Origin of the sequence: Aeromonas sp. s3 (assembly GCF_040907805.1) — a bacterium.
Classification (GTDB): domain Bacteria; phylum Pseudomonadota; class Gammaproteobacteria; order Enterobacterales; family Aeromonadaceae; genus Aeromonas; species Aeromonas dhakensis.
On record NZ_JBFOCQ010000027.1, the window covers coordinates 426,047 to 451,909 of the forward strand.

Genomic DNA, 25,863 nt, shown 5'->3' on the forward strand with positions numbered 1-25,863 from the left:
CCGCCTGTCATGAGGAAATGGCATAACGCTGGCTAAGGGCCTCGTAGCAACAGGATGAAGGAATTTACCATGGAACTCACGGATCGCCCCGCCATCAGTCACAGACCGCAGGCCAGTGAGCCGGATCCCTCGCCGAGCGGCCAGCTGGCACCCTGGTATCTGCAACACAGGGATCAGGCCTGGCAGCCCTTCACCTCGCCCACCCCATCGCACTAGCCGGACGTCAGGGCTGGGCCACCGCCTCGATGGCGGCCGCCTTGCCCTCCAGCTGGGGCAGACTGAAGCGGTAGGCCACATAGTACTTGTAGATGGTGCTGACATAGTTGATGGGACCCTGCCCCACCTCGTTGGCCACCAGCTGCTCCACGTTGCCGAACCAGACGTCGGGATCCAGCCCGGCGGCCTCGGCCTTGGCCCTGAGCGCCTGCACCCGATTCGGGCCGGCATTGTAGGCCGCCAGCGCAAACAGGTGGCGGTTGAGCACGTCCAGCTTGGGATCGTTGAAATAGGTGTCGAGGATCAACCGCATGTAGCGGCAGGCCGCCTCCACGTTCCCCTCCAGGCTGGCGAGGCGAGCGCCGCGAATGCCCACTTCGCTGCCAGTACTCGGCAACAGCTGCATGATCCCCACCGCCCCCCGTTCGGAACGGATATTGGCATTGAGGCCAGACTCCTTGTAGGCCAGCGCCGCCAGCATCAGCCAGTCCAGCCGGTACTTGTCGGCCTGCTGCTCCAGCACCTTGCGGATGATCGACAACCGGCCCAGCGGATCCGGCGCCAGTATGTTGCTCATCTGGTCGTTGCGAGCCAGCAGGCGGCGCAGGGCCATGTCGCTGTAAAGAGTGCGCTTGCCGGCATCGGCCAGATAGTCGTTGACCGCCTTGAGCAGCTCGGGGCTGTTGTTGCGCAGGGCCCAGGCGCTGCGGCCGTTGTCCCGCAGCGGGATCAACTTGTGGGCTCGCAGCCCGCTGATCATGCCGAGCCAGATCCGCCCCTTGAAGCTGTCGGTCACGGTGAGCGGTATGATGCCGGCCGCCACCATCTCCAGCAGATCCCCGTCCTGCAGGTATTCAGGCACGGTTTCGATATAGACGGGGGGCAGCCCCAGCTCGCGAAACAGCCAGTTGAGCTGGCGCAGGCTCTCGTAATAGCTGGAGCTGGCCCGCACCCAGACCCGCCGGCCTGAGAGCTGGGTAATGCGGTTGAAGGTCGGCAGGCTGTGCTGGCTCACTACCCACTCTTCGATGGGGGCGATCACCGGGTTGGAGAAGGTCACCTGTTCGCGCCGGGTCGGCGTCACCGTCATGTTGGCGGCCACCAGGTCCCCACGCCCTTCGGCGAGGTAGTCCAGCAGCTTGTCCTGGCGCACCGGGATGTAGATGATCTTGAGCTTGATCTTCTCCTTGGCCAGATAGGTCTGGTTCAGCCAGCGCTCGAATCCCTGCAGCTGGTTGACCAGGATGCCGTGCTGGGTCCCCTTGTCGAGGAAGAAAAAGCCCCGCTCATAGACCACCAGGGCCCTCAGCTCTTTCTTTTGCAATATGCTGGCGAGATCCCCTGGCTGGGGCAGCCGCTGCGGCTTGAGATCCGCCGCCAGCAGCGGCAGCGCCCACAGAATGAGCAGGCTCCAGAGCCAGCGCCGCCTCATGGCGTCACCGCCAGTGGCTGTCCGGCAGCAGGCAGGTCAAACGGATGATGAGCGACGTGGAGGGGGATGGCGAAGAGCCTGCGCTGAACCATGATGAGATCGCCTTCTGTTGGCCGACTCGCGTCGGGCAAAACCGTCTGTGGGATAACTAACTATAGAACGCAGACCCACAGCAGAAGGGTCAGCACGGCAGGCGAACCTGCCGTGTTTTCAGGGGGCTCAGATAGAGCGGGCACGCATCTCGAAAATGAGTTTTTCGGCGGTGCAGGTGAATTGCAGGCGGGCTTTCAGGATCACGCCGTTGGCGCCCTGGCTCAGTTCGCTGCTGCTCTTGGCTTCGGCGGTGACCTGCTTGGCCAGCGCCTCGTAGGCGGCCAGCTTGGCGCGGGCGTCGGCCTCTTCGGCGGCCTCGATCACCAGCTCCATCACATCGTCACCCTCGCCGATGATGGTGCCAATTTCGGCGAAGCAGCCGCAGCTGTCACAGGTCTCGTTCAATTCCACTTTATCTTCTACGGACATCATTCAACTCCCACTTATTTCGGCTGTGATTCATCGTCACGCAAGGCTTTACGAAAATCCCTGATGGCGGTGCCCAGATCTTCCCCGGCGCCGGCCAGGCGTTTGCTGCCAAACACCACGACCACGACGGCGAGCAGGATCAACAAATGCCAGATATGAATTCCACCGAGTCCCATAGGGATACTCCTGACTGATAGATACCGATCGTTTGTATCAAAAGAAGGCGCAAAGATTGTTGGGCAAAATCAAGACAGGCGCAAGTTTGCAAATAAATCACCAAAAAATACGGCGACCCAAAGGCCGCCGTATTGCTTGATGCTACTTGTCCCCTCAACCACTACATCCTGTACCAGCCGCCATTGAAGGCGAGAGACGTTTCGAGCATAAGTTCGCCTAGATATGAAAACAAATGGTATAAATTCATCTAAGAATTGAAGAGGATTCATATCATGTTGCTGGAACAGCTGGGGCGTATCGACCTCAATCTATTGATAATCCTGCAAGTTTTGCTGGAGGAACGAAACGGCAGCCGGGCGGCCCGTCGCCTGCATCTGAGCCAGTCTGCCGTCAGCAAGGCCCTCGGCCGGCTGCGGGAAACCTTCGACGATCCCCTGTTCGTACGCTCGGCCTACGGGCTGGAACCCACCGCACGCGCCCTCAGCCTGCAGCAGCAACTGCAGCCGATCCTGCTGTCGCTGGACAACCTGATCCAGCCGCCGGATTTTGACCCGACCACCACCGAGCGGGAGTTCGTCATCGCCAGCATGGACAGCGCCTTCACCCTGTTCGCGCCGCTCTACCTGAGCGAGCTGAAACGGCAGGCCCCCGGCATCCGGCTGCGCTACGAGGAGTGGACCGAGAACAGCCTGACCGAGATGAGCCAGGGCCAGGTGGACATCGCCTTCACGGTGCGGGAGAACTGCATCAACTCGGACTTTCGGCTCGATACCCTGCCCAACGCCATCTGCCAGCGGCTGCTCGCCATCGACGATCTGACCTGCCTGGTGCAGCACGACCACCCGGCCCTGCACGAACCCGAATGGGATCTCACCCGCTACTTGGCCTATCCCCACGTGCAGACCTATTGCGAGGGGCGCGACCGCTGGATGCTGGATCACAAGCTGGCGGAGCAGGATCTCTACCGCCGCATCGAGGCGACCGTCCCCTCCTTCGAGGCGGCGCTGCGGATGGGCATGCACTCGGACATGATAGTGACCCTCTCCCGGCTCTACGCCCGCCATGCCACCCAGGTCTACCCGCTGGTACCGCTGCCGCTGCCCATCGCGCTGGACAGCATCTCCCACCTGCTGATCTGGCATCAGCGCCACGAGGAAGATCCTGGCCACCGCTGGCTGCGGGAGACCCTGCTGGCCCTCATCATGGGCAAGCTGGAGCCCACTGCTGCCGAACCGTCCTGATTGTCGGCACAGGGCCGCAAGACCCTGACGGTCACCACGCCGGATCACAGGCAAAAAAACGGGGCTCATCGAGCCCCGTGTCTTTTCTGCTGTTATACCGGCCGGTCAGTTCTGACCGGTCACCGCCAGGTAGTGATGCACCCCGTCGAGCAGCATCTGCACCGAGATCATCACCAGCAGCATGCCCATCAGACGCTCCACCGCGGTGAGTCCTCGCTCACCCAGCAGCTTGTTGAATACCTCGTAGAACATCAGGATCACCGCGCTGGCGCCCCAGGCCATCAACAGGGCCAGCGACCAGTCCGCCATCCGGGTCGGCTCCTGGTTGGCCAGCAGCAGCAAGGAGGCCAGGATCGAGGGGCCGGCAATCATGGGGATGGCCATGGGCACCAGGAAGGGCTCCTCACCCGCGGCCAGCCCGGTCACTCCGCCTTCACTCGGGAAGATCATCTTGATGGCGATAAGGAACAGGATGATGCCGCCGGCGATGCTGACCGCCTCCTGCCGCAGGTTGAGGAAATTGAGGATCTGCTGGCCGACGAACAGGAAGGCCATCATGATCACCAGTGAAAACAGCAGCTCCCGCATCATCACCTTGCGGCGCCGCTTGGGATCGATATGACGCAGGATCGACAGGAAGACCGGCAGGTTGCCCAGCGGATCCATGATCAGAAACAACATGACGGCAGCGGAGAAAGTGTCCATACAACGCCCAGGCTAAGCCTTCAACAAAAGGAGGGGAAAGAGGGCGAAATATAACAAAGGCGGCTGGATTCGGCGAGCGCGGCAGGCGCTCGCCGGCGGGGATCAACCGTGGTTGCAGATCTTGTCGGCGCGGGTCTGGAAACCCTGCTCCGATTCGATGAACTTGCCGCGCTTGGCCAGGAAGTCGATCAGAGCCTCGGCATCCATCTCGCTGGCGCTGCAGGTGTGGAAACGGGCATCCGCCCCGAAGCGTGCGTCGATGGCCTGCTTGAGGCTGGCCCGGGTGAACTGGCCGCCCTGCGCCAGCATCATCTCCATCACTTCGTGGCCGTGTACCGATTGAGTCATTGCAAACCTCTTGAATAGACATATTTGATGCCTATTAAATCCTGCTCCACTGCCGACGACCTTGATATAGGCCAACAAATTGCCGATTTCCCTACCCCCGCACTGGTGATGGTCACGGCTTTGTCGATAATGTGGCAACCTGAGCAGGGGATGGCTACACTAACGCCCCTTTTTGCCAACGCAGACCGAATATAAGGACATTGGCGTCATGCTGTTCCATGGACTGGCTTTCAAACCCTGGCGGATCTGGACCCGCCGTCCGCTCTGGTTGAAGACCCTGCTCGGCATGCTGACGGGGATCGGGCTCGGCGCCGCTTTCAGCGAACAGGCATTGCTGCTCAAACCCATTGGCGTGCTGTTCGTCAACACCATCCAGATGCTGATGGTGCCTCTCATCTTCTGTTCGGTCATCGCCGGCCTCACTTCGCTGCTCAAGGGCAAGGCCCTCGACCGCATCGCCGGCAAGGCCATCGGCCTCTACCTCTGTTCCACCGCCGTCGCCATCTGCATCGGCCTGATGATGGGCTGGCTGCTGGAACCCGGCATGGGCGCCAATATGGGACCCTATGAACGGGTCGGCATGGCGGAGTCCCCCACCCTGGCCAGCGTGCTGAGCCACCTGGTACCGCGCAACCCGGTGCAGGCCATGGTGGACGGCAAGATCCTGCAGGTGATCGTGTTCGCGGTAGCCCTCGCCCTCGCCCTCAACGCCACCGGTCGACGCGGCCGCCCCGCCATCCTCTTCTTCACCTCGCTGGCGGAGGGGATGTTCAAGCTGACCCAGATGGTGATGGCACTGGCCCCTTACGGCGTCTGTGCCCTGATGGCCTGGATGACCGGCAAGTACGGCATGAGCCTGTTGCTGCCGCTGCTCAAGGTGATCGGCGCCGTCTACCTCGGCTGCCTGCTGCACGTGCTCGGCGTCTACAGCAGCCTGCTGATCCTGCTGGCCCGCCTCAATCCACTGCACTACTTCAAGAGCATCGTCGATGCCCAGGCGGTGGCCTTCACCAGCAGCTCCAGCAACAGCACCCTGCCCATCAGCCTGGCCTGCGCCGAGCGCCGGCTCGGGGTCTCCCCCGCCATCACCGCCAAGGTGCTGCCCATCGGCGCCACCATCAACATGGACGGTACCGCCCTCTATCAGGGGGTGACCGCCCTGTTCGTGGCTCAGGCCTTCGGGGTGGATCTGCACCTGGTGGATTACCTGACCATCATCAGCATCGCCACCCTGGCCAGTATCGGCACGGCGGGCACGCCGGGCACCGGCCTGATGCTGCTGACGCTGACCCTGACCGCGGTGGGACTGCCGCTGGAGGGGGTGGCACTGATCGCCGGGATCGACCGGATCCTCGACATGGCGCGCACCACGGTCAACGTCTCCGGCGATATTCTGGTTTCCGTATTGATTGCCCGCAGCGAGCGGGAGCTGGATCTGGCGACCTATCACGACGCCAGCGCGGGGGAGGACATCGACTTCACCCTGCGCTGAGGCAGGGCGAGCGATTAATTTTCGTGGGGATCGTGGTGGCAGCGCCAGCAGACATCGAAGTTGGCGCCGTTCTCCTCCCCGCATTGACCACACAGCCAGCCGTTGCCCTGACGCTGCTGATAGCGCTCGATGACCCGCCCCGCCTTGCTGCGATCCTGCTCGCGCACCATCAAGGTCACCTGCAGCATGTCCACCGGCAGTTCGCCCAGGGCGCCCGACAGCGCCTCGCCATTGAGCCGCACCGGCACCCCTTCCACTTCCAGCGCCCCTTTCAGGGCGTGGGCCTCCAGCGAATGGGAAGCCCGATACAGATTGATCCAGTGATCCATGTCTTCCCCCTCAGATCCCCCGCGATGCCGTTACCACGGCACCGGCTCTGGCCGGCTACAGCAGGGTGTCTATGCCGTAGTCGGCCCCCTTGGCCACGATGAAATCGATGAACACCCGCAATTTTCGCGGCATCAGCCGCCGCTCCGGAAACAGCAGGTAAATCGGCACCCGAGGCTGCTGCCATTCGGGCAGCACGGACACCAAGGTTCCGCTCGCCAGCTCCTCGTGGCAGAGCATGGCGGGCAGAGAGGCGAGCCCCAACCCGGCCTTCGCCGCCTCTCTGGCACAGGTTATATTATTAACCCGAAAGCGGGAGGGAGGGTCAACCAGCACCTCCTTGTCATCCCGCTCGAAGCACCAGTGCGAGGCCAGAAAGCCGCTGGTCACCGCCACCCGCTCATGTTGTACCAGATCCTCGGGATGAGTGATGGCGGGGCTGCGCGCCAGGTACGCCGGGCTGGCACAGATCAGGCGGGCGTTGCTCCACAACCGCCGCGCCGCCAGGTTCGAGTCGCTCATGTCGCCGATCCGCACGATCGCATCCAACCCCTCGTTGATGGGATCCACGATGCGATTGGTCAGCTCCAGCTCCACCTGCAGGCCGGGATAGGCCTGCAGAAACTCCGCCACCAGTCGGCCCACCACCAGCTGCCCTGCCTCGATAGGCACCGCCAGCTTGAGGGTGCCGGTCACCTCCTGCTGGCTGGCGCTCACCATCAGCTCGGCCTGGGCCAGCTCGTCTACCGCCTTGCTGCAGCGCAGATAGTACTGCTCGCCGGCCTCGGTCAGGGTGAGCTGGCGGGTCGAGCGGTAGAGCAGCCGCACGCCGAGGCGCTGCTCCAGCTCGGCGATGCGCCGGCTCACCGTCGCCTTGGTCATGCCCAGCTCCTGGGCGGCCGCCGTGAAGGAACCCTTGTCGACGATCCGCACTAGAATCAATGCAGCGTTCAGATCCATTGTTGCACCAGTGAAACTGTATATCTCATAAATGGATACTAATCGAAACAGTTGGCCAGTGTTAGCCTACCTCTCTTAAGTTCAGGAATCCCCCACATGAGTCAACACAAGAAGATCCCCCTGCTGGCCGCCATGATACTGGCCCTGCTCGGCCTGCTGTTTGCCGGTTACTGGTATCTGCACGGCCGCTACTTCGAGAGCACCGACAACGCCTACCTGCAGAGCGAGGTGACCGGCATCGGCTCCAAGCTCTCCGGCTACATCAGCGAAGTGCTGGTGACCGACAACCAGCCGGTGAAGGCCGGCCAGCTCATCGCCCGCCTCGACGACCGGGAGTACAAGACCAAGGTGGCCGAGGCCGAAGCCGACCTGCGCCTCAACCAGGCGACGGCGGAAAATCTCGCCGCCACCCGCACCCAGCAGCTGAGCCTCATTCGTCAGGCCGAGGCCAAGGTCAGCTCGGCCAATGCCGAACAGGTCCGGGCCCAGCAGCAGGTGCGTCGCGTCAGCCAGCTCAACCAGCGCCACTACAGCTCCCAGGATAGCCTGGACGAGGTGCGTGCCGGCCTGCAGGTCAATCAGGCCCAGGAGCAGGAGGCCAAAGCGGCCCTGCAGGCCGCCCGCGAGCGGCTGCTGGTGCTGGATGCCGAGGCCAAGCAGAACCAGGCCAAGCTGGCATTGAGCGCCGCCCAGCTGGAGCAGGCCAAGCTGGAGCTGGCCTATACCGAGCTGCGGGCACCGGCCGACGGCATCATCGGCAAGCGCAGCCTGCGGGCTGGGCTCTACGTTCAGTCCGGCATGCAGGTGGCCAGCCTGGTGCCGCTGCAGCAGGTGTGGGTCGAGGCCAACTTCAAGGAGACCCAGCTGCTCCACATGCAGCCCGGCCAGAAGGTGGAGGTGATCCTGGATGCCTATCCGGATCAGCCGGTCGAGGGGATCATCGACAGCCTGGCGCCGGCCACCGGCGCCAAGTTCGCCCTGCTGCCGCCGGAGAACGCCACCGGCAACTTCACCAAGATCGTGCAGCGAGTACCGGTCAAGATCCGCATTCCGGATCCGGGCGCCCTGGCGGGCAAGCTGCTGCCTGGCCTCTCCACCGAGGTGATCGTCGACACCCGCAGCCCTGATCCCGTGGTCGCCGCCAACTGATGGACGCCATACCACGCCGCAACTGGATCGCGGTCATGGGGGGCCTCATCGGCGCCTTCATGGCCATCCTCGACATCCAGATCACCAACGCCTCCCTGAAGGACATTCAGGGGGCTCTGTCGGCCACCCTGAGCGAGAGCTCCTGGATCTCCACCTCCTATCTGGTGGCGGAGATGATCGCCATCCCGCTGAGCGGCTGGCTGAGCCGGGGGTTGAGCGTGCGGCGCTACCTGCTGTGGACCACGGGGGCCTTCATCGTCGCCTCCGTGCTCTGCTCGTTCAGCTGGAACCTCACCAGCATGATCGTCTTTCGGGCGCTGCAGGGCTTCACCGGCGGGGCGCTGATCCCCATGGCCTTCTCCCTCATCGTCAGCCTGCTGCCGCTGCACAAGCGAGCCACCGGCATGGCGCTGTTCGGCCTGTGCGCCACCTTCGCCCCCGCCATCGGCCCGACCCTGGGCGGCTGGCTAACCGAGCAGATGTCCTGGCACTACATCTTCTACCTGAACGTGCCGCCGGGACTGCTGGTGATGGCCATGCTGGCCCACGGGCTGGACAAGAAGCCGGTGGACTGGGAGGTGATCAAGCGGGTGGATCTCATCGGCATCCTTACCATGGCGGTGGGGCTTGGCCTGTTGGAAGTGGTGCTGGAAGAGGGCAACCGGGAGGACTGGTTCGGTTCCAGCTTCATCGTGCGGCTCACCGTCATCTCGGTGGTGGCGCTGGTGTTCTTCGTCATCAGCCAGCTGCTGCGCCGCCACCCGCTGGTCAACCTGCGGCTGCTGCACAACCCGCGCTTCGCGCTGGCCTGCTTCGCCTACCTGGTGCTCGGCATGGCGTTGATGGGCTCCATCTATGTGCTGCCGCTCTACATGACCCAGATCCACAACTACAACGCGCTGGAAATCGGCGAGGTACTGATGTGGATGGGGTTGCCCCAGCTGCTGGTGCTGCCCTTGGTACCCAAGCTGACCCACAAGATAGATCCGCGCTATCTGGTCAGCTTCGGTTTTCTGGTGTTCGCCGTCAGCTGCTTCATGAACATGAACATGAGCGCGGACTACGCCGGCCCCCAGCTGATCCAGTCGCTCATCGTGCGGGCGCTGGGGCAGCCCTTCATCATGGTGCCGCTCTCTCTGGTGGCGACCGCCAGCCTGACGCCGGACGAGATTCCCTCCTCCTCCACCCTGCTCAACGTGCTGCGCAACTTGGGCGGCGCCTTCGGCATCGCCATCATAGCCACCCTGATCGACAACGACACCCGCACCCATGTCAGCCAGATCGGCAGTACCCTGGCCGCCACCAGCATAGAGGGACAGGCCTACCTGTTGCAGCTGGCCCAGAGCATGATGGCCCAGGGCTCCGGCCCCGAGCTGGCACGTCTGCAGGCTCAGGCCATGCTGTCGAACACCATCAGCCGCGAGGCGGCCATCATGGCCTACAACCAGGTGTTCTTCGTGATGGGTATCTTCCTGCTGATCGCCAGCGCCCTGATGCTGCTGCTCAAGCAGCCGGCCCCGAGGGCGCCGGATGCCGAACCGGTCGAGGCGTGAAAGAGTGGGAAGGGAGTAGCAAAACGGGCCGGCAGGCCCGTTTTTTATTGCGGCCCGCCGGTCAACCCGCCAACGAGGCGGCGATCAGGAACTGGGCGGCGAAGTAGCTGCTCATCACCCAGGCGGTGGCATGGGGGAAGGGGCGACGGAAGCGATCCAGCGCCAGCATGCTGTCGGAGAACAGGAACATCAGCGCCCCCACTAGGGCGGCGGCGCTGCCGGCGGTGAGGGAGGCGTGCCAGGCACCGGCGGCCACCCAGGCCATGCCGATGATCACCAGCATGTAGCAGAAGACTGGGATCTTCATCTCCCCGAGCTTGCCCCACAGCAGGCCGAACACCATGCCGGCCACCAGCAGCAACAGCAGGCCATCCACCAGGTTCAGCACCAGCGGCCCCTGGGCGAAGCCGACGATGTAGCAGAGGTGCGCGACAAGAAATGCCGCCAGCCCCTGGATGAAGCGGTCGCTCGGCAGCATCAGCAGCACGTCGCCGGCCAGCGACAGGCAGAGACCGAGCAGGATCCAGGCGTGGGAGCCGTCGTGGTCATAGCCCTGATAGCCGAACGCCAGCGCTATGATGAGCAGCATGGTCAGCGGCTTGCTGATGTAGAACTGACGGGAGTCTGAGCCGTAGGCCGCACGAATGTGCCACCAGCCCGATGCGATGATCAAGAAACTCAATAACATGCCCTGCTCCTCACGTGTCGCTCGCAGTCATACGGCAACATCTTCTTGCTGACAGGGAGAGTAACAAATTCCCCCGGCCAGTGGCAGAGGCGCTCAGCAAACGAGCACTCTACGCCTAAAGTCTAATTGTCCCGCACACCCGGTTCGGGCATAAGGAACGGGTTCGGAGGATCACCATGGAAGAAGCAATGAGAAACTATCTGCCCGCCATCGACATCATGATGTGTCACTTGGGAATCAGCTTTGAGCAAGCCTGCGAGCAGCTGGGATTGAGCCAGGTGGAGCAACAGACCCTGAGCCTGCTGCAGGAGCAGGATCCGCAAGAATAAGCCCTCCCGGTATTAGTATCATAATGCTCCCTATTCTGGGGATCAGCCTGAGCCTGCTGCAGAAGCAAGCTCCGCAGGAATAACCCCACACGGGGTAAATAAAAACGGCGCCATCGTGGCGCCGTTTTTATTGGGTGCGGGATCAGCGTGCCTGACGGCGCCGCTGCAGCCAGATCACGGCACCGAACAGCAGGAAGCCCGGCAGCCACATCAGCTCCTTGGGCCAGCGCTCGGTGGGCGCCTTGACGCTCAGGATCTGCTGATCCATCTCCAGCCCCAGCTCGGCGGCCTGGCTGCCGAAGGTGACGCTGTCGATCAGGATCTTGCCGTCCTGCTCATAGGTCTGGATCCCCAGCTTGGCCAGACGATCCTCACCGCTCGCGCCATCCGGCACCGGCAGCAGCACGGTGAAGCGGCGCAGCTTGCCCACCGCATCTTCCCCTTCCATCCGCAGGCGCAGGGTGCTCTCGGCCTCCACCTGGCCCATGGTCTGGGCCAGCTCGGCTGGCGCGGCGTCGCGATACGGGTCGTGCAGCATGTCCATCCAGAAGCCGGGACGGAACAGGGTGAAGGCCACCAGCAGCAGCAGCACGCTCTCGTACCAGCGGCTCTTCACCAGGAAGTAGCCCTGGGTGGCGGCGGCGAAGATCAGCATGGCGATGGTGGCCACGATGAAGATCAGCACGCCGTGGGCGAAGTCCACGTTGATGAGCAGCAGGTCGGTGTTGAAGATGAACAGGAACGGCAGTGCCGCGGTGCGCAGGCTGTAGTAGAACGCCGTGATCCCGGTCTTGATGGGGTCGCCCTTGGAGACGGCAGCCGCGGCGAACGAGGCCAGCCCCACCGGCGGGGTCACGTCGGCCATGATGCCGAAGTAGAAGACGAACAGGTGCACGGCGATGAGCGGCACGATGAGGCCGTTCTGCTGCCCCAGGGTGACGATCACCGGCGCCAGCAGGCTCGACACCACTATGTAGTTGGCGGTGGTGGGCAAGCCCATGCCGAGGATCAGGCTCAGCAGGGCGGTCAGCAGCAGCATCAGCAGCAGGTTGCCCATGGAGAGGAACTCCACCAGATCCGCCAGCACCAGGCCGACGCCGGTCTGGGAGACGGCCCCGACTATGATGCCGGCAGTGGCGGTGGCGATGCCGATGCCGATCATGTTGCGGGCACCGGCGATCAGCCCCTCGCGCAGATCCACCACGCCGTCGGTGAAGCTGCCGTAGTCATGCTTGCCATCGGTGCGCAGCCAGTTCAGCAGCGGGCGCTGGGTCAGCAGTATGATGATCAGCATCACCGAGCCCCAGAAGGCCGACAGGCCCGGGGAGAGTCGCTCCACCATCAGACACCACACCAGTACCACCACCGGCAGCAGGAAGTGCAGGCCGGAGAGCAGCACGGCGCGGGTTTCCGGCAGCTCGTCCAGCGGCTTGTCCGGATCTTCCGACGGCAACGGCTCGTTGCTGGCGGCGATCTTCAGCAGTCCCAGGTAGGCGGCGGCCAGCAGCACGCTGATCCCCGGCAGGGCGTAGTCGCCCAGCGCCGGCTTGAGCCAACCCAGGCCGTAGTAGACCGCCATGGAGAGGCCGCTGATGAGAGCGGCACCGAAGGCGAAGCCGGTCAGGCGGCGCAGCCAGGGGCGCGGCTGACGGTTGCCGATGGGCTGCATGCCGAGCTTGAGCGCCTCGAGGTGCACTATGTAGAGCAGGGCGATGTAGGAGATGGCCGCCGGCAGGAAGGCGTGCTTGATGATGTCGACGTAGGGGATGCCAACGTACTCCACCATCAGGAAGGCGGCGGCTCCCATGACCGGGGGCATGATCTGGCCGTTGACCGAGGAGGCCACTTCCACCGCGCCGGCCTTCTCCTTGGAGAAGCCGACCCGTTTCATCATGGGGATGGTGAAGGTGCCCGTGGTCACCACGTTGGCGATGGAGGAGCCGGAGATGACGCCGGTTAGGGCCGAGGCCACCACGGCTGCCTTGGCCGGGCCGCCGCGCAGGTGGCCGAGCAGGCTGAAGGCGAGCTGGATGAAGTAGTGGCCCGCACCGGCACGCTCGAGCAGGGCGCCAAACAACACGAACAGGAAGACGAAGCTGGTGGAGACCCCGAGGGCAATGCCGAACACCCCTTCGGTGGTGATCCACTGGTGGTTGGCCAGCGCATGCAGGCTCACCCCACGGTGGGCCAGCAGGGAGGGCATCCAGGGGCCGGCCAGGCTATAGGCCAGGAAGACGATGGCGATCACCGCCAGGGCCGGGCCGAGGGCACGGCGGGCGGCTTCCAGCAGCAGCGGAATGCCGATACAGGCGACCACGAAGTCCATGGTGGTCAGGTTGCCGGGGCGCTGGGCCAGCTGCTCATACATGATGAACAGGTAGCTGGCGACGGCGGCGCCGATGAGGCCAAGGGCGATGTCACCGAGCGGCACCCGGTCGCGCGGCGAGCTGCGCATGGCCGGGAACACCAGATAGGCGAGCAGGATGGCGAAAGCCAGGTGAATCGAGCGTGTTTCAGTGTCATTGAGAACACCGATGCCGAGAGAGAACGGCAGCGGCGAAGCGATCCAGAGCTGGAACAGGGACCAGATCAGCGCAAGACCCGCGATGATCCAGCTCATGGTGCCCACCGGCAGGCGGGCTCCCACATCCTGGGCGATCAGCTCCTCGGCCGAGAGCGCCTCTTGTTGTTGTGTTTGCTGCATAGTGTGGCTCTGTTGGTACTGCAATAAATGAGACTCGCCCCCCCGAGGGAGGAGCGAGTCTGGGGCACATACGAAACCGCAACCGGATTACATCCAGCCACGTTCCTTGTAGTAGCGCACCGCGCCTTCATGCAGCGGGGCGGAGAGACCCACCTTGATCATGTCGGCTTCCTTCAGGTCGGCGAAGGCCGGGTGCAGGCGCTTGAAGCGATCCAGGTTGTCGAACACGGACTTGACCAGCTGGTAGACCACTTCCGGATCGGCCTTGGCGCTGGTGGAGAGTACGGCCTTGCCACCGATGGACGGGGTCGGGTTCGGGCTGCCCTTGTACAGACCACCCGGGATCTCGGCCTTGCTGTAGTAGCTCTTCTCGGCCAGCAGCTTGTCGATCTCGGGGCCGGTCACCGGCACCAGCACGGTGTCGGTGGTGGTGGAGGCTTCCTGGATGGCACCGTTGGGGTGGCCAACGAAGTAGCTCATGGCATCGATGTTGTTGTCACCCAGGGCAGAGGCCTGCTCGGCGGGTTTGAGCTCGGAGACCAGACTGAACACGGACTTGTCCCAGCCCTTGACGGCCATGATCTCTTCGAAGGTGTCGCGCTGGCCGGAGCCCGGGTTGCCGATGTTGACGCGCTTGCCCTTCAGATCGTCGAAGCCGGCAATCTTGGCGTCCTTGCGGGCCAGGATGGTGAACACTTCGCTCTGCAGGGAGAAGACGGCGCGGATGTCATCCATCGGACCCTCGGCCTTGAACGGCTCGACGCCCTTCATCGCCTTGTACTGGTGGTCGGACTGCATGATGCCGAAGTTGAACTCGCCGGAGCGGATGCCGTTGACGTTGGCAACACCGCCGCCACTGGCCGGGGCGTTGCACTTGATCTGGTGATCGGCGGCGCCGCGGTTGAGGAAGCGGCAGATGGACTGGCCCGCCACGTAGTAGACACCGGTCTGACCGCCGGTGCCTATGGTCACGAAGCGCTCCTGCGCCTGTACCGGACCACCAAACGAGACACCGACCAGAGCTGCCGACAAGGCACACGCCAGGGATAATCCTTTCATGTTGTTCATCCTTTTTGATTGATTCAGCTCGCCCGTTCCACGGGCGAATGCAAGACAAACCGCCGTGCTGCGTCGGCGGTCGTCCGTGACCTCGCGATGAGGAAATGGGTGAACGACCAGCGTTCCCCAAAAAGCCACCAGCATCCTGTGGTGAGACAGTCGGCTTCATGCCAACCAGAGATAATTGGCACCGAGGGGGCCAATTAAAGAGTTATAACGGCATCGATTAAGCACACGGCGCCAACATAAATCAAACAAAAACACAAAATGAAGGATATCGGTCGCCAGAAATTTGAAGCCGATCATTAATTTGCCGATCGAAGATTAATTGGTTGTGCTACCGGACGGCAGGCGGGAAGAGGGAAAAGAGATTCTTTTGCAGCCCTTGTCTGGCAAGGGCTGCAACCTTGGTGACTTATGCTTTTGGCTTGGCCAGATCCAGGATAAACGCAAACTCCAGCGCGATATCCTCGTAGGCCTTGAAGCGGCCCGACTTGCCGCCGTGGCCGGCGTCCATGTCGGTACTCAGCAACAACTTGTTATCATCCGTCTTCAGCTCCCGCAGCTTGGCCACCCACTTGGCCGGCTCCCAATACTGCACCTGGGAATCGTGCAGGCCTGTGGTGACCAGCAGATTCGGGTAGGCCTGCGCCTTGACCTGATCGTAGGGGCTGTAGGCCTTCATGTAGTCGTAGTAGCGCTTCTGGTTCGGATTGCCCCACTCGTCGTACTCACCGGTAGTGAGGGGGATGGACTCGTCCAGCATGGTGGTGACCACGTCGACGAAGGGGACCTGGGCCACCACGCCGCGATAGAGCTGGGGCGCCTGGTTGATGACGGCTCCCATCAGCAGGCCGCCGGCGCTGCCGCCCATGGCGTAGACCTGATCCCTGGCACCATAGCCCTGCGCCACCAGCGCCTCGGTCACGTCGATGAAGTCGTTGAAGGTGTTCTGCTTTTTCAACAGCTTGCCATCTTCATACCAGTGGCGACCCAGCTCCTCGCCACCCCGGATGTGGGCGATGGCGTAGACGAAGCCGCGATCCAGCAGGCTCAGCCTGGCGCTGCTGAAGTCCGGATCCATGCTGGCGCCATAGGAGCCGTAGCCGTAGACCAGCAGCGGATTGGTGCCTGCGCCGGTCCCCTCCTTCTTGAACTGGTCCTTGCGATAGACCAGCGACACCGGCACGGCCACGCCGTCACGGGCAGTGATCCAGAGCCGCTCGCTGGCATATTGATCGGCCTTGAAGCCCGCCACCGGCTGCTGCTTGAGCAGGGTGCGCTTGCCGCTGTTCAGGTCGAGCTCGTAGGTGGAAGACGGCGTGGTCATGGATGAGTAGCCATAGCGCAGGGCGCTGGTGTCCGGCTCCGGGTTGTAGGCAAGCCAGGTGACATAGGCGGGATCGTCGAAGGCGATCTCCTTCTGCTCGCCGCTCTGCCAGTTGACCTGGCGCAGCCGGGTCAGCCCCTGACTGCGCTCCTCCAGCACCAGCCACTCCTTGAACAGGGCATAGCTCTCCAGCAGCACATCCGGATTGGGGACGATCACCGCCTTCCAGCGCTCCACCGGGCTCTCTTTGGTCTCGTACAGGCCGAAGTTCTTGCCGTCCTTGTTGGAGCGCACATAGAAGCGGCCGCGGTAGTGATCCAGGCTGTACTCGTGATCCACCTGGCGTGGCAGGAACAGCCGCGGCGCCTGGGTCGGCACGTTGGCATCGATGAGGCGCGCCTCGCCGGTAGTGGTGCTGGAGAGGGCGATGACGATGAAATCTTCCGAGGTGGTGGCATAGAGGCTCACATAGAAGGTGTCGTCCTTCTCCTCGTAGACCAGGGTGTCCTTGGCAGGATCCGTGCCCAGCTCGTGGCGATAAACCTGGTAGGGCAGCAGGGTCTTGGGGTGCTTGCGCACGTAGAACACTGTCTTGCTGTCGTTGGCCCACACCAGATTGCCGGAGGTGTTCGGAAGCGTATCGGTGGCCCACTTGCCGCTCTCCAGATCGAAGAACTGGATCTGGTACTGGCGGCGGGAGAGGAAATCTTCCGCCACCGCCAGCCAGCGGTTGTTGCGGCTCACCTCGAGCGCCCCCAGGGCGTAGAACTCGTGGCCCTCGGCACGCTGGTTGCCGTCCAGCAGCAGGCTTGTAGCCTCTTCACCAATTTTGCTGCGTGAATAGATGGCGTACTCCTTGCCCGGCTCGTAGCGGGTCTGGTAGCGATAACCGTTCTTCACATAGGGCACCGACTCGTCCTGCTGGGGAATACGGGCCACCATCTCCTGATAGAGCTGGTCGCGCAGCGGCTTGACCGGTTTGAGCATGGCGTCGGTGTAGGCGTTTTCGGCCTCCAGATAGGCCAGCACCTCGGGTTTCTGGCGCTCGTCATCGCGCAGCCAGTAGTAGTTGTCGACCCGGGTATCCCCGTGTTTTTTCAGGGTATGGGGATGTTTGGCGGCCACGGGAGGCTGGATCTGGGTGTCGCGTGTGGGCATGGCGGACTCATCATTGGCATATGAACAGGGAACGGCGGCCAGGCAAGCCAGCAGCAGAAGCCCTCGGGAAAAGGTGAACATGTCGCATCCTTTGCGCTTTAAAAGGGTTGGCGGACCTGAGCCTTGGCTCCTTGGACAGGGGACCAATCTGCCCCTTGTCGCCTTCAGTTGCAAGTTCTCCCGCGCCGGGATGTAAAAGGGCCGCCATCTCGCGATGGCAGCCCCCATACCTGACCGTGAGCGACACGGGCTCGCTCAGGTGTGCCTCACATGATGGAAGTGTGTCTGCTCACGGCCAGTCTTCATCAACCGGGGTAGCTCGACCAGACCCTGGTCGCGCCCTCATTGCTGATGCTCAGCACCTGATAGGGCTGACCCGGAATATCCATGCCCGGCGCACTCTGGGGCATGCCCGGAATGGTCAGGCCGCGGATCGCCGGTTTTTCCTTGAGCAGTTTCTGCACATCGGCGGCGGGCACGTGTCCCTCGATCACATAGCCGTTGACCACGCCGGTGTGGCAGGAGGCCAGCTGCGGAGTGATGCCGTACTGCTGTTTGACCGGTGCAAGCTGTTCGGTTTCGATGACCTCGAGCTCGAAGCCATTCTCTTCCATGTGCTTGTTCCAGGCCTGGCAGCAGCCGCAATACTTGGATTTGTAGACGGTCATCTTCTCGGCCGCGAGAGCAGAAAAGCTGACGGTACCGGCCAGCACGGCCAGTAGCAGGGATTTGTACATAACTCACCTCAGATTGAATGAAACATGCCCGGGAACGGGGGTCAGATTCAAGCCAGGGTGCGGGGAGGACGCTCCAGCCGGTCGGTCGGGACATCCGGCATGAACTGGGAAGGGGAGATGAAATCCGGGGAGTCTGGTTCCAGCATGGCAACCGTCAGGCTGTCACTGCTGAGCACCGTCATGGCGAGCGCCGAGGTGAAGCTGCCGCAGGGCATGGCCTTCTCCAGGGTGCGTTCGCTCTGGCTGCAATGAGGCGTCAGGGTACAGAGATCGGTCGCCGCCCTGCTGCCAAACGACATCAGCACCATCAGCAGACTCCACAGGGGGAGCCAGCGGCGGGCGCGAGCGAGTTGGCGACGGGTCAGAACCATGAGACGACTCATTGACGAAAGGTGGCCTATGGTAACCCCTGGCCCAGGGGGAGGGTCAAGCCCTCCCCCTCTTCCAGTCAGCCTCCATCAAGGTTGCTGACGGGTGGCCGCCAACACGATCTCGCGCACGCAGACATTGGCCGGCTGGTGCCATGCATAGAGCACGGCCTCGGCGATCACCTCGGGCGCGATGACGCCGCCCATCTGATCCTTCCAGTCGTGGTAGCCGGCCTTGATGCTCTCGTCCGTGGTGTGGCTGAGCAGCTCGGTCTCCACCGCGCCTGGGGCTATGGTCACCATCCGCACGCCGACATCGGCCACCTCTTCCCGGATGTTTTCGGTCAGGGCGTGTACCGCGAACTTGGTGGCGCAGTAGGCGGCATGGTTCGGGAAAGTCTTGCGACCGGCGATGGAGCTGATGTTGATGATGGTGCCGCTGCGGCGCGCCTTCATCCCGGCCAGCACGGCGTGAACACCGTTCAACACCCCCATCACGTTGATGTTGAGCATCTGCTGCCACTCGGCCGGGTCCTGCACGTCGGCCTGGCCCAGCAGCATGACGCCGGCATTGTTGACTAGGCAGCCGACCGGACCGAATTGCGCCTCGGCCTGCTGGATGGCGGCCTTCATGGCGGCGGTGTCGGTCACGTCGACCCCGATGCAGAGGGTATCGGGCAGGCCCAGCGCCTGCATGGGCTCGACCCGGCGGGCCAGCAGCAGCAGCGGATGGCCGGCAGCGGAGAAGGCGCGGGCGATGGCGGCACCGATCCCGGCGGAGGCACCGGTGATCACGACGAGAGGCTTGGACATGATGTTTTCCTTCTGATTCAAGAGTCGGTTTGAGCAAACAAGCGGCTGGCCAGCACGGAACGGGATCACTATAGTCACTGCATCCATCAGTGATAAATATTGTTTTCCGCTGGTTATCATCTGAAAAAACTATGGTTGGGCTTATGCTGGATCTGAGACTGCTGCGCTTCTTCATCGCCATCTATGAAGAGAAGAACATCACGGCGGCGGCCGAACGCTGCCACGTCAGCCAGCCCTCCCTCTCGGCGGGGCTGCGCCAGCTGGAAGAGACCCTGGGTGACAGCCTGTTCATTCGGGGCAAGAAGGGGGTGGAGGCGAAGGACCCGGCCCACTACCTCTATCCCCACGCAGTCAAGCTGGTGGAGGAGGCGCGCCGTCTGCCCGAGCTGTTTCGCCAGAAGGCGACGCGTGCGCGGCTCAATCTTGCCATCATGCCGGACCTGAGCCGGCGCCGGCTGGCGGGATTGCTGCAGCAGGTACAGGCGGTGCTGCCCGAGCTGGATCTCACCCTCTCCGATTACGGGACGCCTGCCGACTGTCGGCTGACCCTGGATGCCCTGCGCCGGGAGGACGAGATCTTTCTGCCGCTGTGGGAAGAGGACTATGTCTTGTGCGTGCGCCGCGACCATCCCCTCGCCGGCCGCCGGCAACTCGAACTGGCCGAGCTACAACATTATGATTTTATTGAGTGCCCACCCTGCGAGGCCCATCAGCAGACCATAGGCCTGCTGGCCTGTGATCGGCTCACCCTCAATCTGGTGGCCAAGGCCGAGAGCAAGGGGCTGGTGATGGCGCTGGTACTGGCCGGGATCGGCATCAGCTTCCTGCCGGACGGGCTGGTGGAGGACGAGGCGGGGCTGTGCACCGTGCCCGTGAGCGGGCCCCGGATGTTCCGGCGCATCGGTCTCTGCTATCCCGCCCACCAGACCCTCAATCCGGCGCTGCGCGAGCTGATCCCTGAGCTGGCGAGCCACGGCGCTTCTTGCTAACGTCGCTGTGCAATGCATCTTTTGCCGGCATCCACTCCTCTTCAGGTCAGGACCCCATGAAACGCATTCTGGTCATCTTCTCACACCCGGCGCTGCAGAGCTCCCGGGCCAACAAGCAGCTGCTGCAGGCCATCGACGGGCTGGAGGGCGTCACCCTGCACGACCTCTATCTGCACTACCCGGACATGTTCATCAACGTGAAGCGGGAGCAGGCCCTGCTCTCTGAACACGACATCATCGTCTTCCAGCACCCCTTCTACTGGTATTCCTGCCCGGCCATCATGAAGGAGTGGATGGATCTGGTGCTGGAGTACGGCTACGCCTATGGCCCGGAAGCCCACGCCCTCAACGGCAAGCAGTGGCTGTCGGCCATCACCACCGGCGGTGCCCCCGAATCCTACTGCAGCGCCGGCTACAACCAGCGCCCGCTGCTCGACTTCCTGCTCCCCTTTCAGCAGACGGCCCAGCTGTGTGGCATGAGCTGGCTGCCCCCGTTCGTGCTGCACTCCTTTCACAAGATACGGGACCCGGAGGCGCTGCGCCGCTGCGGCCAGGACTATTGCCAGTTGCTGTGCGCCCTGCGCGACGAGCAGCTGACCCCGGCACAACTCGGCGGCAGCCCCTATCTGCGTGATCTGCTGGAGGTACTCCCATGACCCGAACCCGCTCCGGGCGTAGTCCCGGCCTGCCTTCATCGGCCTCCACCACGGCGCGGAGGATCCGCTGATGGGACATGGTTTGCTGTTCGATGCCTTTATCTACCTCTCCGCCGCTGTGATCGCGGTGCCGCTGGCCAAGCGCTGGGGGCTGGGATCCGTGCTCGGCTACCTGCTGGCGGGGATCATCATAGGCCCCTTCCTGCTGGGGCTGGTGGGTGAACAAAAAGACGTGATGCACTTCGCCGAGTTCGGGGTGGTGCTGATGCTGTTTCTGGTCGGGCTGGAGCTCAGGCCGGCGCTGCTGTGGCAGCTGAAGGGGCCCATTCTCGGCACCGGCGGACTGCAAGTGCTGCTCACCACGGCAGCCCTGACCGGCGTGGCCCACCTCATTGGTCTGCCCTGGCAACAGGGGCTGGCCATCGGCCTCATCCTGGCGCTCTCCTCCACCGCCATCGTGCTGCAGAGCCTGCAGGAGCGCAAACTGATGCAGAGCGAGAGCGGCCGCTCCGCCTTCGCCGTGCTGCTGTTCCAGGACATCGCCGTCATCCCCATCCTGGCGATCCTGCCGCTGCTGGCCATCGCGCCGGTGGCCAGCAGCGGCAGCTCGGAGCTGGCCGGCTGGCAACACGGCCTGCTGGTGGTTGCCGCCATCTCCGGCATAGTGCTGGGGGGTCATTACCTGATGCGCCCGGTGTTTCGCGCCATCGCCCAGTCCCACATGCGGGAGATCTTCGTCGCCGCCGCCCTGCTGCTGGTGATCGCCATCGCCGTGCTGATGGAGTCGGTCGGCCTCTCCCCCGCCCTCGGCTCCTTCCTGGCCGGGGTGGTGCTGGCGGACAGCGAATACCGCCACGAACTGGAGGCGGACATAGAGCCGTTCAAGGGGCTGCTGCTCGGCCTCTTCTTCATGTCGGTGGGCGCCGGTATCAACTTCGGGCTGTTTGCCGAACATCCGCTGCTGATCCCGGCCCTGGTGGTCGGCCTGATGCTGCTCAAGTGGCTGGTGTTGATGGCGCTCGGCTTCATCATCCGCATCTCGCCGAGCCAGCGCTGGACCTTCGGGCTGGCGCTGGCTCAGGGGGGGGAGTTCGCCTTCGTGCTGTTCTCGTTCGCCGCCCAGAACAGGGTGTTGCCGGGGGATACCATCGCCCTGCTGACCCTGGTGGTGGCGCTCTCCATGGCGCTGACGCCGCTGCTGCTGATCCTCAACGATCGGGTGATCCAGCCCTGGTTCGACTACCGCAACCAGAGCGAGGTCCCGCAGCACGAGCAGCCGGAGCTGGTGGAGCACCCGGTGATCATTGCCGGCTTCGGCCGCTTCGGCCAGATAGTGGGACGCTTGCTGCACGGCCACGGCATAGGTACCACCATCCTCGAGCAGGATGCCAGCCAGATCGAGATGCTGCGCAAGTATGGCTATCAGGTGTTCTACGGGGATGCCAGCCGGCTCGACCTGCTGCACGCCGCCGGTGCCCACAAGGCCAAATTGCTGGTGCTCTCCATCAACGACCCTGCAACGTCACTCGAAGTGATTGAAATGGTGAAGAAACACTTCCCGCACCTTAAGATACTGGCGCGAGCCCAGGATCGTCCTCACGCTCACGAGATCCTGCGTCAGGGCGTGGGCAGCGTGTATCGGGAAACCCTGGGTTCCGCCGTGGATCTGGGGGTGGAAGCCCTGACCCAGCTCGGTTTTCGGGCCAACCAGGCCTGGCGGGCCGGGCAGACCTTCAAGCAGCACGACAACTGGCTGCTGCGGGAGCAGGTCAACTACCTGGACGACGAACACACCTATATCAACAAGAGCCTGCAATACCGGGACATCCTCTCCGATCTGCTGCAAGACGATCAGGAAGGACAGGAGCGCATTCACGCCCACAACTGGAACAGCGGTCTGCCCGACAACGACAAGGAAGCAATATGATTGCCTATTACCCCCTGCTCAAACACCTGCACATGACGCTGGCACTGGTCAGCGTGCTGCTGTTCCTCTATCGCTGGCTGCTGGCACTGGGGGGCAGTGCCCGCCTGCAGCAGAAGTGGCTGAAGATCCTGCCCCATGTCAACGACACCTTACTGTTGCTGTTCGGGGTGCTGCTGGCGGTGACCCTGCAGATGAGCCCGGGTCAGCAGCCCTGGCTGATGGCCAAGCTGATCGCGCTGGTGGTTTACATCGGCTTCGGCGTCATGGCGCTCAAGCGCCCTGCGCGCAGTCAGAAGCTGGTGGCCGGCCTCGCTGCCCTGGCGGTATTCGGCTATATGGTAGGCGCCGCCATCACCAAGTCGGCCTGGTCCTGGCTGGCCTGATCCGACAGCAAAAATCCCCGCCCGGTGGAGGAGAGTCCTCTCCTCCACATCATATTCTGCGCTTACCCATCATTTCTGTTTTTTCTTCTACATCAAATCCGTAAGACAGCACTTTCATTTGGCGAATTTTCATCATTTTTTAGCCTCAATTGCTGCCAGAAAAGAGAGCGTTCTCTTTTATGATCATGTAGTTAGCTTGGTTTGTATGAAAATGGCGACAGTTGTCGCAGCAAAACTTGCGACATAGACTGTCGCAAGGCATGGCTAGGATACACTCAACGCTAAACCAGTGAAGGCATGCACCATGAGTAAGAAGCTGTTACGACAACTGACCTTGGCGCGTTGCATCCCGCACCGCCCTTACAAGCTGACCGCCAGCCAACTCCAGGTAAAACTGGAAGAAGAAGGCATTCATGTCAGTCTGCGTACCGTGCAACGGGACCTGGAAGAGATGTCCGGCATGGGGTTGTTCGATCTCACCTCGGATGAACGCAGCAAACCACACGGCTGGTGCTTCGAGCGCCATGGCCTCAACGATTTTGCCAACATCATGCCGCTGTCGCTGGCAGTGGCGCTGAAAACCTGGAGCGACCAGGCCAGCCAGCTGCTGCCCGCCAGTGTCCTGACCGAATTGAACCCGCTGGTCGACAAGGCCAGCCAGGTGATCCGTGACAGCCAGAGCGAACTGGCGGAACGCTGGCTCGAGAGCGTGCACCAGTCACCGCGTCCGTTTGCCGGCAACCCGGAGATCCGCCGCAGCACCCTGATCCGCGATGCATTGTGGCGTGGCCGCAAGTTCAGCGCCGAGATCCAGCGTGTCATCAAGGAGCGCACCGTGTGGCTCTGCTATGACCGCATCAATCCGCTCGGCATTCTGAACCAGGCGGAGGGGCCGACCCTGCTCTGCACCCTGTCCGAGCTGGATCCCAAGGTCTACGGCATCCCGTTCGACCACATCAAGAACGTGGAGCTGACCAACTTCAGCGCGACCCAGCCGAAGGATTTCAATATCCAGAAACTGATCCGCGATCAGGGGTACCAGGATGTCAGCGGGCCGATCCGCTTCGTCGGCCGCATCGATGCCAACTGTCCGACCCTGGTCGACGGCCAGATCCCCGGCCACAACCCGCGCATGACCCGCTACGACAAGCGCAGCGTGGTGGTGGAAACCGAGGTGCAGGACACTCCGGAGTTCCGTACCTGGCTCAACAACATGAGCGGGAACCTGGAAGTGCTGGCGCCAGAATCCTTGCGCAAGGCATATCCGACACCGGGTAGCCGCGTCAGCTGACACCTTCTCAAAAAGCCGGGCCAAGCCCGGCTTTTTGTATTCTTTTTGAGCATATTTATTCAACTAATTTTTAAGCCTTACCCTCCGAATTGAGCCTGTTTTTACCATCGTTTTCGCCCTGTTTTTGCGTGTGAGAGATCAGCCATCGCCGCTGTAAGAGGCCACTGTGTCGAACCGTACGCGAAGGCATCTTTGAATCCTTATGCTTTCCTGTGAAACAAACTAACGCCATGATTAATATGAATTTATTATCACAACTATGATCGTTTAAGCGTTCTCATCACGCCGACAACGCCAGATCCTCCCTTGTTCCGCCCTCTCGTTCCCTTAATATGGGTCTCACAAGGACGAAACTGATTCGGCAGGATGCAGAAACAGCGCATAAGCAGGGAATAAACCACAGGACGTGGGCAGGGAACACCTCAGGATGAGGCCGATAGCCAGGATGGTTATCAAAGGGAATACAGGACACCGCGGGACGTGGTTGAGGACACCTCGGGATGAGGCAGAGCAGCAGGATGGTTGCTCTTCAGGACGAACAGGAACCTCGCTGGAGGCGAGCAGGACAGCTTCAGGATGAAGCGAGATAACCCGGATGGTTATCTGTCAGGATGACGCAAGGAACACGGGATGTGGTAACGGACACCTCCAGGATGGAGAGAGTGCAGCAATCAGGATCGATTGCCAGGCTAGGATGGCCACAGGACACCTCAACGGATTGGGAAGGGGATATTCCGAAGGATCAGGATAAAGTCAGGGATTGCAGGGAGCGCTGCAGTTCAGGGACTGGACGAAATGACTCGAGGGGACGGCAGCAGCCGTCCCCTTTTCTTTTTGCGCTTTTTACTAGATGCAACCCAATCACATCACTCACGCTGCAGATGTTGTGCATGCCACTTCCCTGCGCTTGCTCCTGCTGCTCGTCACTCTCGCCCATGCCTTGACAGAGTCTTTCGACAAGACCTCTCTAAAGGCCTGAAAGAAGCGCCGAGACATTCAAGCTGCACTTCGCGTATGAGTACAGAGCACAGAGGCGCTATGCAGTCTTCCACGACACTCAGTGGAGTGTCCTTCTCCCCTCATGTCATTGTAGGCAAGAGAGACAGCGGTAGCAGCTGATCCAGCAGGGTCCGGGGGATCACATCAATATCCCTGCCCGCCAGAAGCACAGGGTCGAGTGGACCCATCCCGACATGACCACCGTCTGGCTCTGTGTGTTTTACTGAGTCGCGTGAGGAAAAAGAGGCAATTCGGGGGAAATGAGGACGGTGTCGGAAACGAAAAAAAGCCCAGTCTTTCGACTGGGCTT

Annotated in this window: 25 protein-coding genes and 1 pseudogene; 12 read left to right on the forward strand and 14 right to left on the reverse strand. The window is 62.4% G+C overall.

Features of this window, described 5'->3' with window-relative positions; all coding sequences use genetic code 11:
- Nucleotides 1–69: 69 nt before the first annotated feature.
- Nucleotides 70–216: a hypothetical protein gene (locus AB5Y98_RS14945; RefSeq protein WP_017787316.1), complete on the forward strand. Its 147-nt coding sequence runs from the start codon at nucleotides 70–72 to the stop codon at nucleotides 214–216.
- 7 nt (nucleotides 217–223) lie between these two features.
- On the opposite strand, the gene AB5Y98_RS14950 is transcribed toward AB5Y98_RS14945, so the two are convergent.
- The 3 genes from AB5Y98_RS14950 to tatA form a co-directional block, all read right to left on the reverse strand.
- A complete protein-coding gene (locus tag AB5Y98_RS14950) occupies nucleotides 224–1,648 on the reverse strand; it encodes a transporter substrate-binding domain-containing protein (RefSeq protein ID WP_368232183.1) in 1,425 nt (474 codons plus the stop codon).
- A gap of 219 nt (nucleotides 1,649–1,867) precedes the next feature.
- Nucleotides 1,868–2,170, reverse strand: coding sequence for a YfcZ/YiiS family protein (locus AB5Y98_RS14955; RefSeq protein WP_010635398.1), 303 nt, complete (start codon nucleotides 2,168–2,170; stop codon nucleotides 1,868–1,870).
- Nucleotides 2,171–2,184: 14 nt separating this feature from the next.
- Nucleotides 2,185–2,346, reverse strand: coding sequence for a twin-arginine translocase TatA/TatE family subunit (gene tatA, locus AB5Y98_RS14960; RefSeq protein ID WP_368232184.1), 162 nt, complete (start codon nucleotides 2,344–2,346; stop codon nucleotides 2,185–2,187).
- Nucleotides 2,347–2,619: 273 nt separating this feature from the next.
- Between tatA and AB5Y98_RS14965 the strand changes: the two genes are divergently transcribed.
- On the forward strand, nucleotides 2,620–3,588 hold the full coding sequence (locus AB5Y98_RS14965; RefSeq protein ID WP_124250224.1) for a LysR substrate-binding domain-containing protein: 969 nt from the start codon (nucleotides 2,620–2,622) through the stop codon (nucleotides 3,586–3,588).
- A 105-nt stretch (nucleotides 3,589–3,693) separates the two neighbouring features.
- Here the strand turns inward: AB5Y98_RS14965 and AB5Y98_RS14970 are convergent, their stop codons facing one another.
- Both AB5Y98_RS14970 and AB5Y98_RS14975 read right to left on the reverse strand, forming a co-directional pair.
- A complete protein-coding gene (locus AB5Y98_RS14970; RefSeq protein WP_010635400.1) occupies nucleotides 3,694–4,293 on the reverse strand; it encodes a YhgN family NAAT transporter in 600 nt (199 codons plus the stop codon).
- A gap of 102 nt (nucleotides 4,294–4,395) precedes the next feature.
- Nucleotides 4,396–4,641 (reverse strand): YecH family metal-binding protein, encoded by a 246-nt coding sequence (locus AB5Y98_RS14975; protein ID WP_017764705.1) that lies wholly within the window; start codon nucleotides 4,639–4,641, stop codon nucleotides 4,396–4,398.
- A gap of 208 nt (nucleotides 4,642–4,849) precedes the next feature.
- On the opposite strand from AB5Y98_RS14975, the gene AB5Y98_RS14980 reads away from it, so the two are divergent.
- Nucleotides 4,850–6,133 carry a dicarboxylate/amino acid:cation symporter gene (locus tag AB5Y98_RS14980; protein ID WP_026141205.1) on the forward strand — a complete coding sequence of 428 codons (1,284 nt, stop codon included), beginning with the start codon at nucleotides 4,850–4,852 and terminating at the stop codon, nucleotides 6,131–6,133.
- A gap of 14 nt (nucleotides 6,134–6,147) precedes the next feature.
- Here the strand turns inward: AB5Y98_RS14980 and AB5Y98_RS14985 are convergent, their stop codons facing one another.
- Nucleotides 6,148–6,462, reverse strand: a complete 315-nt coding sequence (locus tag AB5Y98_RS14985; protein ID WP_005308027.1) for a DUF2007 domain-containing protein — start codon at nucleotides 6,460–6,462, stop codon at nucleotides 6,148–6,150.
- A 55-nt stretch (nucleotides 6,463–6,517) separates the two neighbouring features.
- The gene (locus AB5Y98_RS14990) at nucleotides 6,518–7,420 is read right to left on the reverse strand and encodes a LysR family transcriptional regulator (RefSeq protein WP_005308024.1); all 903 of its coding nucleotides are present in this window, start codon (nucleotides 7,418–7,420) and stop codon (nucleotides 6,518–6,520) included.
- A gap of 96 nt (nucleotides 7,421–7,516) precedes the next feature.
- On the opposite strand from AB5Y98_RS14990, the gene AB5Y98_RS14995 reads away from it, so the two are divergent.
- Both AB5Y98_RS14995 and AB5Y98_RS15000 read left to right on the forward strand, forming a co-directional pair.
- Complete coding sequence (locus tag AB5Y98_RS14995) at nucleotides 7,517–8,569, forward strand: HlyD family secretion protein (protein WP_005308022.1); 1,053 nt, start codon at nucleotides 7,517–7,519, stop codon at nucleotides 8,567–8,569.
- Nucleotides 8,569–10,122 (forward strand): DHA2 family efflux MFS transporter permease subunit, encoded by a 1,554-nt coding sequence (locus AB5Y98_RS15000; protein WP_017764707.1) that lies wholly within the window; start codon nucleotides 8,569–8,571, stop codon nucleotides 10,120–10,122. The genes AB5Y98_RS14995 and AB5Y98_RS15000 overlap by 1 nt, the downstream gene beginning before the upstream one ends.
- Nucleotides 10,123–10,183: 61 nt before the next feature.
- Here the strand turns inward: AB5Y98_RS15000 and AB5Y98_RS15005 are convergent, their stop codons facing one another.
- On the reverse strand, nucleotides 10,184–10,810 hold the full coding sequence (locus AB5Y98_RS15005) for a lysoplasmalogenase (protein WP_005308018.1): 627 nt from the start codon (nucleotides 10,808–10,810) through the stop codon (nucleotides 10,184–10,186).
- Nucleotides 10,811–10,998: 188 nt separating this feature from the next.
- Between AB5Y98_RS15005 and AB5Y98_RS15010 the strand changes: the two genes are divergently transcribed.
- Nucleotides 10,999–11,139, forward strand: a complete 141-nt coding sequence (locus tag AB5Y98_RS15010) for a hypothetical protein (RefSeq protein WP_010635406.1) — start codon at nucleotides 10,999–11,001, stop codon at nucleotides 11,137–11,139.
- A gap of 142 nt (nucleotides 11,140–11,281) precedes the next feature.
- Here AB5Y98_RS15010 and AB5Y98_RS15015 read toward each other — a convergent pair whose 3' ends face one another.
- From AB5Y98_RS15015 to AB5Y98_RS15040, 6 genes are all read right to left on the reverse strand, one after another.
- Nucleotides 11,282–13,843 carry a TRAP transporter permease gene (locus AB5Y98_RS15015; RefSeq protein ID WP_043170639.1) on the reverse strand — a complete coding sequence of 854 codons (2,562 nt, stop codon included), beginning with the start codon at nucleotides 13,841–13,843 and terminating at the stop codon, nucleotides 11,282–11,284.
- 87 nt (nucleotides 13,844–13,930) lie between these two features.
- Nucleotides 13,931–14,902 carry a TAXI family TRAP transporter solute-binding subunit gene (locus AB5Y98_RS15020; protein ID WP_010635409.1) on the reverse strand — a complete coding sequence of 324 codons (972 nt, stop codon included), beginning with the start codon at nucleotides 14,900–14,902 and terminating at the stop codon, nucleotides 13,931–13,933.
- Between the two features lie 415 nt (nucleotides 14,903–15,317).
- The gene (locus AB5Y98_RS15025; RefSeq protein ID WP_368232185.1) at nucleotides 15,318–17,471 is read right to left on the reverse strand and encodes a S9 family peptidase; all 2,154 of its coding nucleotides are present in this window, start codon (nucleotides 17,469–17,471) and stop codon (nucleotides 15,318–15,320) included.
- Nucleotides 17,472–17,695: 224 nt separating this feature from the next.
- Nucleotides 17,696–18,127 carry a DUF411 domain-containing protein gene (locus AB5Y98_RS15030; RefSeq protein WP_005308011.1) on the reverse strand — a complete coding sequence of 144 codons (432 nt, stop codon included), beginning with the start codon at nucleotides 18,125–18,127 and terminating at the stop codon, nucleotides 17,696–17,698.
- A gap of 47 nt (nucleotides 18,128–18,174) precedes the next feature.
- The gene (locus tag AB5Y98_RS15035) at nucleotides 18,175–18,498 is read right to left on the reverse strand and encodes a hypothetical protein (RefSeq protein WP_042005464.1); all 324 of its coding nucleotides are present in this window, start codon (nucleotides 18,496–18,498) and stop codon (nucleotides 18,175–18,177) included.
- 87 nt (nucleotides 18,499–18,585) lie between these two features.
- A complete protein-coding gene (locus AB5Y98_RS15040) occupies nucleotides 18,586–19,308 on the reverse strand; it encodes an SDR family oxidoreductase (protein ID WP_026141107.1) in 723 nt (240 codons plus the stop codon).
- 143 nt (nucleotides 19,309–19,451) lie between these two features.
- Between AB5Y98_RS15040 and AB5Y98_RS15045 the strand changes: the two genes are divergently transcribed.
- The 6 genes and pseudogenes from AB5Y98_RS15045 to AB5Y98_RS15070 form a co-directional block, all read left to right on the forward strand.
- The gene (locus tag AB5Y98_RS15045) at nucleotides 19,452–20,297 is read left to right on the forward strand and encodes a LysR family transcriptional regulator (RefSeq protein WP_162513032.1); all 846 of its coding nucleotides are present in this window, start codon (nucleotides 19,452–19,454) and stop codon (nucleotides 20,295–20,297) included.
- A gap of 56 nt (nucleotides 20,298–20,353) precedes the next feature.
- Nucleotides 20,354–20,953, forward strand: coding sequence for an NAD(P)H-dependent oxidoreductase (locus AB5Y98_RS15050; RefSeq protein WP_279451809.1), 600 nt, complete (start codon nucleotides 20,354–20,356; stop codon nucleotides 20,951–20,953).
- A 70-nt stretch (nucleotides 20,954–21,023) separates the two neighbouring features.
- Nucleotides 21,024–22,880: a monovalent cation:proton antiporter-2 (CPA2) family protein gene (locus tag AB5Y98_RS15055; protein WP_005308005.1), complete on the forward strand. Its 1,857-nt coding sequence runs from the start codon at nucleotides 21,024–21,026 to the stop codon at nucleotides 22,878–22,880.
- A complete protein-coding gene (locus AB5Y98_RS15060) occupies nucleotides 22,877–23,263 on the forward strand; it encodes a SirB2 family protein (RefSeq protein ID WP_017785733.1) in 387 nt (128 codons plus the stop codon). The genes AB5Y98_RS15055 and AB5Y98_RS15060 overlap by 4 nt, the downstream gene beginning before the upstream one ends.
- A 304-nt stretch (nucleotides 23,264–23,567) precedes the next feature.
- Nucleotides 23,568–24,554: a YafY family protein gene (locus tag AB5Y98_RS15065; protein ID WP_005308002.1), complete on the forward strand. Its 987-nt coding sequence runs from the start codon at nucleotides 23,568–23,570 to the stop codon at nucleotides 24,552–24,554.
- Between the two features lie 1,097 nt (nucleotides 24,555–25,651).
- Nucleotides 25,652–25,780 (forward strand): annotated as a pseudogene (locus AB5Y98_RS15070) (phosphoribosylaminoimidazole carboxylase); the annotation flags it as partial.
- Nucleotides 25,781–25,863: the final 83 nt, after the last annotated feature.